Annotated in this window: 15 protein-coding genes; 4 read left to right on the forward strand and 11 right to left on the reverse strand. The window is 67.8% G+C overall.

Going from position 1 to position 13,149, the window contains the following annotated elements:
- Positions 1–3 precede the first annotated feature (3 nt).
- Positions 4–333, reverse strand: a complete 330-nt coding sequence (locus WBN46_RS05630) for a DnaJ domain-containing protein (protein WP_142124091.1) — start codon at positions 331–333, stop codon at positions 4–6.
- A 198-nt stretch (positions 334–531) separates the two neighbouring features.
- On the opposite strand from WBN46_RS05630, the gene WBN46_RS05635 reads away from it, so the two are divergent.
- The 3 genes from WBN46_RS05635 to WBN46_RS05645 all read left to right on the forward strand — a co-directional run bounded on the left by WBN46_RS05635 (position 532) and on the right by WBN46_RS05645 (position 2,457).
- Entirely contained in the window at positions 532–1,458 is a 927-nt protein-coding gene (locus WBN46_RS05635) for a phosphoribosylaminoimidazolesuccinocarboxamide synthase (RefSeq protein WP_337730641.1), read from the forward strand.
- A 96-nt stretch (positions 1,459–1,554) separates the two neighbouring features.
- On the forward strand, positions 1,555–1,887 hold the full coding sequence (locus WBN46_RS05640) for an SMR family transporter (RefSeq protein WP_337730642.1): 333 nt from the start codon (positions 1,555–1,557) through the stop codon (positions 1,885–1,887).
- Between the two features lie 90 nt (positions 1,888–1,977).
- Entirely contained in the window at positions 1,978–2,457 is a 480-nt protein-coding gene (locus WBN46_RS05645; RefSeq protein WP_337730643.1) for an Mpo1-like protein, read from the forward strand.
- An 81-nt stretch (positions 2,458–2,538) separates the two neighbouring features.
- Here WBN46_RS05645 and WBN46_RS05650 read toward each other — a convergent pair whose 3' ends face one another.
- The 9 genes from WBN46_RS05650 to WBN46_RS05690 all read right to left on the reverse strand — a co-directional run bounded on the left by WBN46_RS05650 (position 2,539) and on the right by WBN46_RS05690 (position 11,142).
- Positions 2,539–3,402, reverse strand: a complete 864-nt coding sequence (locus WBN46_RS05650; RefSeq protein ID WP_337730644.1) for an NAD-dependent epimerase/dehydratase family protein — start codon at positions 3,400–3,402, stop codon at positions 2,539–2,541.
- Position 3,403: 1 nt separating this feature from the next.
- Complete coding sequence (locus WBN46_RS05655) at positions 3,404–3,775, reverse strand: Na+/H+ antiporter subunit G (protein WP_337730645.1); 372 nt, start codon at positions 3,773–3,775, stop codon at positions 3,404–3,406.
- Positions 3,772–4,056 carry a K+/H+ antiporter subunit F gene (locus WBN46_RS05660; RefSeq protein ID WP_337730646.1) on the reverse strand — a complete coding sequence of 95 codons (285 nt, stop codon included), beginning with the start codon at positions 4,054–4,056 and terminating at the stop codon, positions 3,772–3,774. Before WBN46_RS05660 ends, WBN46_RS05655 begins: the two co-directional genes overlap by 4 nt.
- Complete coding sequence (locus WBN46_RS05665) at positions 4,053–4,553, reverse strand: Na+/H+ antiporter subunit E (protein ID WP_337730647.1); 501 nt, start codon at positions 4,551–4,553, stop codon at positions 4,053–4,055. The genes WBN46_RS05660 and WBN46_RS05665 overlap by 4 nt, the downstream gene beginning before the upstream one ends.
- Positions 4,554–4,555: 2 nt before the next feature.
- Positions 4,556–6,121 (reverse strand): monovalent cation/H+ antiporter subunit D, encoded by a 1,566-nt coding sequence (locus WBN46_RS05670; RefSeq protein ID WP_337730648.1) that lies wholly within the window; start codon positions 6,119–6,121, stop codon positions 4,556–4,558.
- Complete coding sequence (locus WBN46_RS05675; RefSeq protein ID WP_337730649.1) at positions 6,118–6,540, reverse strand: Na+/H+ antiporter subunit C; 423 nt, start codon at positions 6,538–6,540, stop codon at positions 6,118–6,120. The genes WBN46_RS05670 and WBN46_RS05675 overlap by 4 nt, the downstream gene beginning before the upstream one ends.
- Positions 6,541–6,556: 16 nt before the next feature.
- Positions 6,557–9,388: a monovalent cation/H+ antiporter subunit A gene (locus WBN46_RS05680; RefSeq protein WP_337730650.1), complete on the reverse strand. Its 2,832-nt coding sequence runs from the start codon at positions 9,386–9,388 to the stop codon at positions 6,557–6,559.
- 91 nt (positions 9,389–9,479) lie between these two features.
- Entirely contained in the window at positions 9,480–10,430 is a 951-nt protein-coding gene (locus WBN46_RS05685; protein ID WP_337730651.1) for a calcium/sodium antiporter, read from the reverse strand.
- A 91-nt stretch (positions 10,431–10,521) separates the two neighbouring features.
- Entirely contained in the window at positions 10,522–11,142 is a 621-nt protein-coding gene (locus WBN46_RS05690) for a lectin (RefSeq protein WP_337730652.1), read from the reverse strand.
- Between the two features lie 125 nt (positions 11,143–11,267).
- Here WBN46_RS05690 and WBN46_RS05695 point away from each other — a divergent pair, with 125 nt between their 5' ends.
- The gene (locus tag WBN46_RS05695) at positions 11,268–11,807 is read left to right on the forward strand and encodes a hypothetical protein (RefSeq protein WP_337730653.1); all 540 of its coding nucleotides are present in this window, start codon (positions 11,268–11,270) and stop codon (positions 11,805–11,807) included.
- 15 nt (positions 11,808–11,822) lie between these two features.
- On the opposite strand, the gene hmgA is transcribed toward WBN46_RS05695, so the two are convergent.
- The gene (gene hmgA, locus WBN46_RS05700) at positions 11,823–13,112 is read right to left on the reverse strand and encodes a homogentisate 1,2-dioxygenase (protein ID WP_337730654.1); all 1,290 of its coding nucleotides are present in this window, start codon (positions 13,110–13,112) and stop codon (positions 11,823–11,825) included.
- Between the last annotated feature and the right edge of the window lie 37 nt (positions 13,113–13,149).

Genomic DNA, 13,149 nt, shown 5'->3' on the forward strand with positions numbered 1-13,149 from the left:
GGCTCACTTGCGCTTGCGCAGGGTCTTGATGCGGTCGTAGGCGGCGTTGATCTCGCCGGCCTTCTGTTCGGCCTGGCGGCGCAGATCTTCCGCGGCGCCGGCCATCTTGTCGGGGTGGTACTGGGAGATCAGCCGGCGGTAGGCCTGGTCGATCTCGGCATCGTCCGCGTCGCTGGTCAGGCCGAGCACGCGGTAGGGATTGTCGCGACTGAGCTTGAACCAGTCCTCGTCGAAGGCGTGGCCGATGATCAGGCCCACCAGGCCGCCCAACGGATGGCGCATCAGCAGCCAACCCGCCACGAATCCCAGCAGTTTTCCGTACCAGCGCTTCATTCGGCCCGCCTTCTCCGGCAATCGCGCCATTTTACGGCACACACGGCCCCCAAGCGCCGTACACTACGCGGCCCGGTCCGGTACCTGGCCCCGCAGCAGCGGGTGAAGGGCCACCCCGGGGCACGGGCGCACGGCCTGCCGCTCGCCCCCACGACGCTGTACGCCTCGCTGGTTTCCGGAACTCCCCAAGGAGTGTTTGTGCCCACGACGTTGCTTCAATCCGATCTGCCCGGCCTCACCCTGCGCCATCGCGGCAAGGTCCGCGACGTGTTCGACCTGCCCCGCGACCGCCTGCCTGCCGATGCGCCCGCCGGCGACTGCCTGCTGATGGTCGCCACCGATCGCCTGAGCGCGTTCGACGTGGTGCTGCCCGACCCGATTCCCGGCAAGGGCGAGATGCTCTGCCAGATCTCCAACTTCTGGTTCGCCAAGACCGCGCACCTGATGCCGAACCACCTGACCGGCATCGATGTCGCGTCCGTACTCCCGGCGGGCGTCGACGCCTCGCTGTACGCCAAGCGCGCGGTGGTGACCAAGAAACTCAAACCGGTGCCGGTGGAAGCCATCGCACGCGGCTACCTGATCGGCAGCGGCTGGAAGGATTACCAGCGCACCGGCAAGGTCAGCGGCATCGAACTGCCCGATGGCCTGCGCCAGGCCGAGAAGCTGGCCGAGCCGATCTTCACGCCGTCGACCAAGGCCGCCGTGGGCGACCATGACGAGAACATCGACTTCGACGCCATGGTGAAGACCGTGGGCGCAGAGCTGGCCGAGCGCGTGCGCGATGCCACCCTGCGCATCTACCGCTTCGCGGCCGATTTCGCGGCCGAGCGCGGCATCCTGCTGGCCGATACCAAGTTCGAATTCGGCACCGATGAAGACGGCCGCCTCTACATCATGGACGAGATGCTGACGCCGGACTCCTCGCGGTACTGGCCCGCCGACCAGTACTCGGTCGGCACCAGCCCGCCCAGCTACGACAAGCAGTTCGTGCGCGACTATCTGGAAACGCTGGACTGGAACAAGACCGCGCCCGGCCCGTCGCTGCCGGCGGAGGTCATCGAGCGCACGCGTGCCAAATACGCCGAGGCGCTGCAGAAGCTGGCCGGCATCATCGTCGACTGACCCGCTTCCCCGCCCTGCATCCAGGCGATGCAGGGCAAGCCGGGGTTCAGCGCCCCGTGCAGTAGGCTTGCCACCCGCTTCCCTGGGTGCATGCACATGAATGCCTACGTCTACCTCGCCCTCGCCATCGCCGCCGAGGTCATCGCCACCAGTGCACTGAAAGCCTCCGAAGGCTTTACCCGGCCCGGCCCCTCGCTGCTGGTCGCTGCGGGTTACGGCATCGCGTTCTACTTCCTGTCGCTGACGCTGAAGACCGTACCGGTCGGCGTGGCCTACGCCATCTGGTCCGGCGCGGGCATCGTGCTGATCGCGTTGATCGGATGGATGGTGCTGAAGCAGCCGCTGGACCTGCCCGCCATGCTGGGCATGGGCCTGATCGTGGCCGGCGTGGCGGTGATCCAGCTGTTTTCGAAGGCCGCCGCGCACTGACCGGCCGGGACCTGACCACCGGCCCGGCAACCCCGGCCGGGCTGGGGTATGCTCCATACCCTGCCGCATTGCCATCCTCGGGAGGGATGAATGAACGCGACTGCGCAACGCCCGGTGGACCGCTGGTTCGCCAGCTACTCCGGCGATCACCAGAACGACACCAACCAGCTGATCCACGTCTTCGCCGTGCCCGCCATCCTGTGGACGGTGGTGGCGCTGCTGTGGTGCATCCCTGTATTCGGCACCTGGATCAAGTCCGGCGCGTGGGCCGCGTTGGCGATGTTCGGTGCGTGGATGTACTACTACAAACTCTCGCGCCCACTGGGCTTCGGCATGCTGGCCATCTTCATCGCCATGGCCTGGCTGACGCGCTGGCTGGAAAGCCTGCTGGGCCTGCAGAATCTGTTCTTCCTCGCACTCGGCGTGTTCGTGGTCGCGTGGATCGCGCAGTTCGTCGGCCACAAGATCGAAGGGAAGAAGCCCAGCTTCCTCACCGATCTCACCTACCTGCTGATCGGGCCGGTGTGGGTGCTCAGCAAGTTCTACCGGAAGATGGGCTGGAAATACTGAAGCGTCGCGCCGGGCTTGCCCGGCTGATGCCCAGGCGGGCGCCTCAGCGACGTCTCCAGGGGCAGCGAAGCACGTTCCGCGCTACGACCCAACGGCACGCGCGTCCACGATGAAAGCACGCGGCGCGTAGCCGAAATCGCGCTGTGCCGGCGAGGCATCGAATACCAGGTCATCGCGCATGCGCGAGACCGCATCGTCGGTAAGTGCTCGCATCATTCCAGCCATGCGCGCCAGCGACAGCGCAACCTTGAACATCGGCACCGGCACTTCCCACAGTTTCGCCGGCGGATTCAGCGCCGCCAGCGTGCGCGCCATCATCTCGCGGTACGCCAGCGCCTCGCCCCCCGGCAAGGCATACGCCCGCCCATGCGTGGCAGAAGCATCCACGACCGCGAGCGCCGCAGCCGCGAGGTCGTCGACATGCACAGGCTGGCGCTTCCCGGTAGCGCCCCGCGGCAGCACGAAGAACCGCATGCGCCGCGCCATCGCCGCGATCCGCGCGAGCGTCTGGTCGCGGCCTGCACCGTAGACCAGGGTCGGACGCAACATGGTCGCCGCCGCGCCGGTCGCTTCGGCCGTATCGAAGACGAGCCGTTCCGCCGCCTGCAGACGCGCGACGATGTCCCGCTCGTAGGCATCGCCCGAGGCCTGCTTCGTATCCAGGCTGGTGGAGCCGAACGCGACCACGCGCGGGGCTGCGACGAGGCGGCGTGCATACCATTGCGCGAATCCGTCCAGCGGGCCGGTGCTGAAGATCACGTCGACCGCCGCCGGCAATCCCTCGACGCCCGCGAATTCACCCGCCAACCAGCGGATGTTCGATGAAGCCACTCTTGGCGTCCGTGATACCGCGAACACCTGCCACGCCGCGGCATCGAGGCGCGCCAGCAGTGCTTCGCCGATCTGCCCGCTGGCGCCGAAGACCAGGGCGGTGCGCACGGGCATGTCAGGCATCCGCGCCAGCGTCTTCATTGACCGCGTCGGTGGTGGACGGCGGTTCGCCACCCGGCATCGGCGGACGTTCCGCCATGTGCAGCGACAGCGCCGCTTTCGCCATCAGGTGCGCGCTGATCGGCGCAGTGATGAACAGGAACGCGGTGATGAGCAGTTCGCGCGGCTGCGGATCGGTGCCGCCCAGCGCGTGGTAGCCGACCGATGCGATCAGCACGCAGCCGACGCCCAGCGTGCTGGCCTTGGTCGGTCCATGCAGGCGCTTGAAGAAGTCCGACAGCTTTACCAGACTGAAGGAGCCCACGAGGATGAAGAAGCTTCCGACGGCCAGCAACAGCACCAGCAGGATGGCGAAGACCCAGCTCATTCGACGACATCCCGGCGCAGCACGTACTTGCTCAGCACCACGGTGCCGACGAAGCCGAGCATGGCGATGATCAGCGCGGCCTCGAAATAGACCGCAGTACCCAGATGCATGCCGAACAGCATGAGCTGCGCGATCGCGCAGACATACAAGGTATCGAGCGCGAGTATGCGATCCGGCACGCTCGGGCCGCGCACCAGCCGATACAGCGCCAGCAGCATGGCGACACCGACGACATGCATCGAACCGATCACCGCGTACATCACCAGTGCCTGCGGCGTCATGGGAATATCTCCATTAACGGCGCCTCGTAGCGCGTCTTGATCTGCCGGATCACCTCGTCGGCATCTTCGAGATTCAGCACGTGCACCAGCAGATGTCGGCGATCATCCGACAGCGCCGACGATACCGTACCCGGCGTCAGCGTGATGATGCTCGTCAACGCCGCGATGCCGTGGATGTTGCCGATATCCAGGGGTACCCAGATGAAACCCGGGGTGATCTTGCGCTCCGGCCCCAGCACCTGCAGCGCCACGGTGACGTTGGCCTGCACGATATCCAGCAACAGCACCCCGAGCATGCGAGGCACGCTGCGCAGGCGGCCGATGCGGGCGAACTCGCGGTCAAGCCGGGCCGCGAACGGCGGGATCAGCAGCGCCAGGACCAGCGCCATCACCACCTGTCCCGCGCTGATCTCGTCGTTCATCAGCAGCCAGAAACAGAATACCGTCACGCTCAGCGGCAACGACGGCAACCAGCGCTTGCGCCACGTCGCGACCATGCTCAGGGCTCCCTCAAGACAGGCGTGGCGGCACGCACATGCTCGACATAGTCGGCCGGAGCCTGCAACTGCACCGCGGTGGCGCGCGTGTACTCCAGCACCGGTGCGGCTGACAGCACCAGGGCCACGCCGTAAGCCAGCAGCAGCACGACGGCGGCCGTTTCCAGGGGCCGCGAGGGCGCATGCACCACCTCCTGTTCGGGCGTGTATGCCTCCAGCGTGTGGTGTCCGGCATCGGGCCAGGGTTCGACGCGCCAGAACAACCGCGTGCCCGCCCGTGCCAGTCCGACCAGCATCATGAAGCTGGTGCCCAGCACCAGCAGCCAGATCCAGAACGTCCGCGGCCCCGCCGGTACGGCGTCCAGCAGCAGCAGCTTGCCGATGAAGCCGGACAGCGGCGGAAGGCCCGCCAGCGACACCGCCGCCACCAGGAACAGCAGGCCCGGCACGGTCTTGTCCGGCAGCGCCGCGATCACGTCCTTGCGGTCGCTGGCGCGGCCGCGGCGACGGCGGATCAGGTCGGCCAGCAGGAACAGTGCGGCGCCCGCGAAACTGCTGTGCACCAGGTAGTAGAGACCGGCCCCTGTCGTACCGGTGGTGCCCAGCGAGAAGGCGACGAACAGTGTCGCCGCGGAACCCAGCACCAGATACGCCGCCAATGCGCGAAGACGCTGCGCTGCCAGCACGCCCAGCGACGCCAGCACCAGCGTGGTCGCCCCCAGCGCCAGCAGCGCGGGCCATGCGAACCCGTCCAGCGGCCCGGCTGCGCCGAAGCTCAGCGTGCCCAGCCGCAGCACTGCATAAAGCCCCACCTTGGTCATGATGGCGAACAGGCCGGCGACCGCGGCGGGCGCATGCGTGTAGGTATCGGGCAGCCAGAAATACATCGGCAACAGCGCCGCCTTCGCGCAGAACACCACGAACAGCAGTCCCGCCGCGGCCTGCACCAGCGCCAGGTCGCCTGGCGGCAACTGCGCGACGCGCACCGATATCTCGGCCATGTTCAACGAACCCAGCATGCCGTACAGCAGGCCGAGCGCGATCAGGAACAGTGTCGAGGCCGCGATGTTGAAGGTGACGTAATGCAGGCCCGCGCGCATCCGTTCTCCGCGTCCGCCGCTGAGCATCAGGCCATAGGACGAGATCAACAGCACTTCGAAGAAGACGAACAGGTTGAAGATGTCGCCGGTCAGGAACGCACCATTCAACCCCATCAGCTGGAACTGGAAGAACGCATGGAAGTGGGGCGCGCGGCGGTCCCAGCCGGCACAGGCATGCAGCAGGCAGCCGGCGCCCAGCAGCAATCCGACCAGCAGCATCAGTGCCGACAGCCGGTCCACCATCAACACGATGCCCAGCCGCGCCGGCCAGTCGCCGAGCAGATAGACCGAGACGTCACCGGACGCCGCCGAACCCACCAGCAGACACGCCACGACCAGCATCGCGGCGACCGACATCCACGCGACGATGCGCTGCGGCACCATGCCGAAGCGACGGTGCTCGAAGAACAGCGCGATCGAGGCGGCGAACAGCGGGATCAGGATCGGCAGCACGGGCAGAGGGTTCATGCCTTGCCCCCGGCATCGTCCGCCTTCGCGGCGTCGCGCGCCTCTTCCAGACGGCGCAGTTCGCTGGCCAGGAAATCACGCTCCGCACGGGGGCCGTCCACGTGATCGCTGTCGTTGTCGCCGCGACTGCGGATCGCCAGCACCACGGTGACCGCCGTCATCGCGAACGCGATCACGATGGCAGTGAGTACCAGCGCCTGCGGCAGCGGGTCGGTGTAGTTCGCCAGGGTCGGGGCCACGCCGTCGCGCAGCACCGCCGGCTTGCCGGGGACCAGCCGGCCACCGGCGAAGATCAGCAGGTTGGTCGCATACGACAGCAGCGTGAGTCCGAGGATCACGTCGAAGCTGCGCGCACGCAGCAGCAGGTACACGCCCGCGGCCGTGAGGATGCCGATCGCGCTTGCCAGGGCCAGCTCCATCAGAGTGCACCTCCCATCAGCGCAGCTCCCCGGTGCGGGTGGAGCGCTCACCCGGTTCCATCACGCCCAGGTGCGAGACGCGTGTACGCGATGGGCGGATGGTGCCCATCATCGACAGGATCAGCATGGCGCCGCCGAACACCACCAGGTACACGCCGGTATCGAAGCCGATGGCACTGGCCAACGGCACCGTGCCGACCAGCGGCAATTCCAGGTCGAGGTGCCCGCTGGTCAGGAAGGGCACGCCGAAGCCCATCGAAGCCACGCCGCTGAGACCGGCGATGATCAGGCCCACGCCGATGCACCGCACGTAATCGAATCCGAACCGCGACTCGACCGATGCGGCACCCTGGATCACGTACTGCACCAGCAGCGGCACCGCCAGCACCAGACCGGCGATGAAGCCGCCACCCGGTGCGTTGTGCCCGCGCAGGAACAGGAACACGGACACGGTCAGGGTCAGCGGGAACATGATCTGCGCCAGGTCGGCAGGCACCGGCAACTTGATCGGCGGACCCGACATCACCTTCTCCGGCGCCATCCGCGCGCGGCGCAGCAGGGCATGCACGATCAGCGCGGCGATACCGAATACGGTGATCTCGCCGAAGGTATCGAAGCCGCGGAAGTCCACCAGGATCACGTTCACCACGTTGCTGCCATAAGCCTCCGGCAGCGAGCGCGCCAGCAGTTCACCACTGATCGTGTCGCCGGGCCGTGTCATCACCTGGTAGGCCAGCAGGCCGGTACCCGTGCCCGCCACCAGAGCGACCACGATATCGCGCAGGCGTCGGCGCGGCGTGCGCTCCGGCGGCGAGCGCGGCGGCAGGTAGTGCAGCCCCAGCAGCAACAGGACAAGGCTGACCATTTCCACCATCAACTGGGTCAGGGCGAGATCGGGCGCGGACAGGAACACGAAGGCCAGGCTGACCATCAGGCCGGCGCCGCCCAGCACGATGACCGCCAGCAGGCGCTGCCGGTACAGCCGGATCGTCCAGACCGCACATGCCACCAGCACCAGCCACAACAGCCAGCCGAGCAGCGGCATGGGCTGTGAACCGCGCCACTGCAGCGGCGCCGCGTCGCCACCCATGAACGGCGCCGCGCCCGCCGCGATGGCGGCCAGCAGCAGGAACAACAGGCTGCGCTGCAGACTGCCGTTGGCGATCCGGTCGGTGAAGCGACCGGCCAGCCCGTACAGGGCTTCCATGTTCCAGCGGAACACGCTGCGCCCCAGTGACCGCCGCACGATGGCGTGCAGGTCGAACAGGCGGCGCAGTCCGAAGTACAGGGCGACGCCGCCCGCGATGCCGGCCAGGCTCATCAGCAACGGCTTGTTGATGCCGTGCCAGACCGCCAGGCTGTACTCGGGCATCGCGTCGCCGAGGATGGCGCCGGCACCGGCGTGCAGCACGGGCGCGATGGTCCAGGCCGGGACCACGCCCACCGCCACGCACAGCACCACCAGCACCTCCACGGGGATCTTCATCCAGCGCGGCGGCTCGTGCGGGGTGGCATCCAGCGCGCGCGGCCCTTCCCCGAAGAACGTCTCATAGACGAAGCGCAGGCTGTAGGCCACACCGAACACGCCATACAGCAGCGCCGCCACGGTGATGATGTCGCGCATGGCGCGATGGCCGCCGATGTCCAGCGCTTCGGCGAAGAACATCTCCTTGGACAGGAATCCGTTGAGCAGCGGGATGCCCGCCATGGCCAGCGAGGCGATGATCGCCAAGGCACTGGTCCACGGCAGGTAGCGCCGCAGGTTGCCCAGCCGGCGCATGTCGCGCGTGCCGGTTTCGTGATCGATGATGCCCGCCGCCATGAACAGCGAGGCCTTGAACGTGGCGTGGTTGAGGATGTGGAACACGCCGGCCACCACGGCCATCGGCGTGGAGATGCCGAACAGCAGCGTGATCAGGCCGAGGTGCGAAATCGTGGAATACGCCAGCAGGCCCTTCAGGTCGTGCTGGAAGATGGCGTACCACGCGCCGATCAGCAGCGTCAGCGCGCCGACGCTGGTCACCACGTAGAAGAACAGGTCGGTGCCCGCAAGCGCGGGATGCAGGCGCGCCAGCAGGAACACGCCCGCCTTCACCATCGTCGCCGAATGCAGGTAGGCCGACACCGGCGTGGGCGCCGCCATCGCGTGCGGCAGCCAGAAATGCAGGGGGAACTGCGCGCTCTTGGTGAAAACGCCGGCCAGGACCAGCGCCAGCACCCACGGATAGAGCCCGCTGGCGCGGATCAGGTCACCCGAGGCGAGCACCACGTCCAGGTCGTGGCTGCCGACGATGCGCCCGATCAGCAGCACGCCGCCGAGCAGCGCGAGTCCGCCGGCGCCGGTGATCGCCAGCGCCATGCGCGCGCCTTCGCGCGCATCCTGGCGATGCGACCAGAACCCGATCAGCAGGAACGAACTGATGCTGGTCAGCTCCCAGAACACCACCAGCAGCAGCAGGTTGCCTGCCAGCACCACCCCCAGCATCGAGCCCATGAACAGCAGCAGGCACGCGAAGAAGCGCGGCGCGCTGTCCTTCGCGCTGAGGTAGTAGTGCGCGTACATCACCACCAGCGCACCGATCGCCAGCACCAGGCCCGCGAACATCCACGCCAGCCCGTCCAGCCGCAGAGTGAAGGACAGGCCGATCTGCGGGATCCATGCGTAGTCGGCACGCACGTTCCAACCCTGCAGCACGCTCGGCGTCATCCACGCCAGCACCACCAGGCCCAGCAGCGGCGCCAGCCCGGCCAGCCATGCCGTCGCGCCGCGCGGAAGGTCGCGCGCCAGCGCCACCACCAGCGCCAGCAGGAACGGCAGCGCCAGCAGGATTTCGAGGAAAGGGATCATCAACCGCCTTGCGTTGCAGGGAATGCGTCATTCGCGAGCAATCGCCCGAGTTTAACAAACCCGTTCACGTCTGCCTGAGCCGGCGTTCAGATCAGGCGAGCAGCGCAACCTCCAGCACGACCCAGCCCACGAATGCGGCGAGCAGCAGTCCGCCCTCCACGCGGCTGATGCGCAGGTCCCCGCGCAACATCGGGTACAGCACCAGCACGAACGCGATGGCCGCCGGCAGTTCGAGCCGCACGAACGACGCCGGCAGCGCCATCGGACGGAACGCCGCCATGCCGCCGACCACGACCAGAAGATTGAACAGGCTGGAGCCGATGACGTGGCCGGCCACCATGTCGCCCTGCCCGCGCCTGGCGGCCATCATGGCGGCGGCGATTTCCGGCAGCGCCGTGCCGATCGCCACGGGGAGCAGGCCCGTCAGCAACGGCGAAAGACCCCACTGCGCACCGATCATCGGCGCTCCCTGCAGCACGAAGCGGGCCCCGTAATACAGCAGCGCGGCGGCCACCGCGAAACGCAGCAGATTCATCCACAGCACGGTGTGCGTGACGGAGAACGTCTCCACATCGATACGCACTCGGGCATCCTCGCGCGATGCACGCGCCAGCAGGAACGCCAGTACGGCGACGAAGCCCAGCAGCAACACCAGGCCCTCCACCCGGCTGACCACGCCATCCAGGCCGAACACGATCAGCGCCAGCGAGGCCAGCCCCAGCAGCACCAGCAGCGACGAGAGCACGCGCATCCGGATCACGACCGGCGCGACCAGCGCCGCCATGCCCAGCGTCAGGCCCAGGTTGACGATGTTGCTGCCCACCGCGTTGCCGAGCGCGAGTTCCTGCGCACCTGCCCACACGGCGCGCGCATTGACGGCCAGCTCCGGCAGCGACGTGCCGAACGCTATCAGCAGCAGGCCGGCGACGAAGGGGGACGCGCCGAAGCGCTGCGCCAGGCCCGAAGCGCCCTTGACGATCGAGTCGCCGCCGAGCGCCAGCAACACCAGGCCCAGCGCGAAGTATCCCCAGGCTTCCATCATCGCCGTCCCCTTCCCGTATGGTGTCCAGCGATTCTATGCCTGCGCGCGACGGCAGGGCCAGCGACGGCCTGCCGCCGGTGGACGCCCTGACTCAGGAGCAGCCTTCCACGTAGTCGACCTGCGGCGACAGGCCCACGCGCCAGGCGGTGACCTTGCCCGCGGCATCCGCCTCGAACACCAGCCGGGTCGGCGCCACGTCACCGGCATCCATCGCCAGGTACTGGCCGCCTTGCGTGTACTTGTGCGGTGACGCCTTCAGCGCACCACCGTACAGCTTCTGCAGCTCGTCGACACCCATGCCGACCTTGCCTCCACCGGGCGCAGTTTCCTTGTCGGTGCCAACGTCGTATCGCACGAATTTGCCTTCCTCCATCATGAAGGCGAAGTCGGCGGGCCGCGTGATCCACTTCGGCCACAAGTAGTGGCAGGTCGTGCCCTCCATCGGTGCGCCGTTGAGCTCGCCGCCCCACGCGGTGCGTGCTTCATCGACCGTGCTGCCGAGCTTCATGTCGCCATAGCCGAGGAAGCTGGCCTGGCTGACCGGACCGGCCGGTGCCGCCGTGTCGTCCACGGCGGGAGCGGGTGCCGGCGCATCGGCCATCGGCGTGCTGGTCGCCGTCGTGGTCGGTTCCGCCTCTGCCATCGGCGCCTCCTGGCGCTGGCACGCGGACAACAGGGTGACCACCATCACGATCGGCAACATCGACTTCATCGGCTCTCTCCAGTGCGCAAACCTGCAGACTAGCGTCATCGCGTTAAGTCACCGCGAACACGCGGCTGTCATCGGTACTTCATCGCACGCGGCTAGCCTGCGCGCGGGTTCCCCCTCCGCTCGCCATGCGCCCGTCCAAGACCGACCTCGCCCGCCAGACGTTGCAGGCCCACACGGGCACGCTCGGCATGCGCGAGCGGCGCGCGCTGATCCTCTGCGATGGACAGCGCGACCTGGGAGAACTCGTGCGCCTGCTGGGCCAGGATGCGCCGCTGCTGGTAGAGCGCCTCGTGCAGGCGGGCTACCTCACCGCCGGGGACACGCCGACGACGCCATTGCCCGTGGCCAGTACGACCCGCGTGCCTATCACCAACGCGCCGGCCGGTCCGCGACGATCGCTGGTCGCGGCCAAGGTCTACCTGTCCGGCATGCTGGAGCTGCAGCGCGACGACGATGCACGCCGTCATCGCGAACGCCTGCAGTCGCGCCTGGACGACGATGCCATGCTCGAGGCACTAGCCAGCGCACTGGGCTTCCTCGAGGGCCGGGTGGCCACCACGCTGTCCCAGCGCATCCGCGAACGACTGGTCGAAGCACTGCCCAGCGAAGACCTGCCCCGCCTGCAGGCGCTGCTCACTGCCCAGGACGAAGCCGCGCTGTCCTGAGCGCGCGGCCCCTCCCTACGGGACGAAATGCCTGCGCAGGCCGGCCCAGCACGCCTGGTAGTCGCGCTGCCGATGGGGTGCTTCGATCGCCTGCCGCGTCGGCCGGATCACGGCACGCGTCTCGAACATGAAGGCCATCGTGCCGGTGATGACATCCGGCTTCGACAGGTCCGCGTTCGACGCTTTCTCGAACGTCGCCGCGTCCGGGCCGTGGCCCGTCATGCAGTTGTGCAGCGACGCACCCCCCGGCGCGAAGCCTTCGGCCTTGGCGTCGTAGACGCCATGGATCAGGCCCATGAACTCGCTGGCGATATTGCGGTGGAACCACGGCGGGCGGAACGTGTCCTGTGCCACCAGCCAGCGCGGCGGGAAGATCACGAAATCCATGTTGCCCACGCCCGGCGTGTCGCTGGGCGAGGTCAGCACGAGGAAGATCGACGGATCCGGGTGGTCGTAGCTGATCGAACCGATCGTGTTGAAGCGGCGCAGGTCGTAGCGGTACGGCGCGTAATTGCCATGCCAGCCCACCACGTCCAGCGGCGAGTGGCCGATGCCGGCGCGCCACAGATGGCCCTGGAACTTGGCGATCAGCTCGAACTCGCCCTCGACATCTTCGTACGCCGCCACCGGCGTCTCGAAATCGCGCGGATTGGCCAGCCCGTTGGAGCCGATCGGGCCCAGGTCGGGCAAGCGCAGAGCCGCACCGAAGTTCTCGCAGACATAGCCGCGCGCTTCGCCGTCCTGCAACTCGACCAGGAAACGCACGCCGCGCGGGATCACCGCGACCTGCTGCGGCTCGACCTCGATCACGCCGAACTCGGTCGCGATGCGCAGGCGGCCCTGCTGCGGGACGATCAGCAACTCCCCGTCCGCATCGTAGAAATAGCGGCCCTGCATCGACCGGTTGGCCGCGTACAGGTGGATGCCCACGCCATGCATGGCCTCCGGCGACCCATTGCCGGCCATCGTATACAGGCCATCGACGAAATCCGTGGGCGTCTCCGGCGGCGGCAGCGGCGACCAGCGCATCTGGTCCGGCGACACCGGCCCTGCACTGAAATCGCTGTGCAGGTGGTGCTGCGCATACGGCGCGAACGGACCGTGCATCGCCGCCGGGCGGATGCGATACAGCCAGCTGCGCCGGTTCTCCGCGCGCGGCGCAGTGAAAGCCGTGCCGCTCAACTGCTCCGCATACAGGCCATGCGCCACCCGCTGCGGCGAATTGCGGCCCTCCGGCAAGGTGCCGGGAATCGCCTCGGTGGCGAAATGGTTGCCGAAGCCGGGCTGGTAGTTGTCGCTGCTCATGGTCGTGCTCGCTTGTCGCTTGAGCCCCTCTCCCATC

This window comes from Pseudoxanthomonas sp. CCNWLW251 (assembly GCF_037402255.1).
Taxonomy (GTDB): Bacteria; Pseudomonadota; Gammaproteobacteria; order Xanthomonadales; family Xanthomonadaceae; genus Pseudoxanthomonas_A.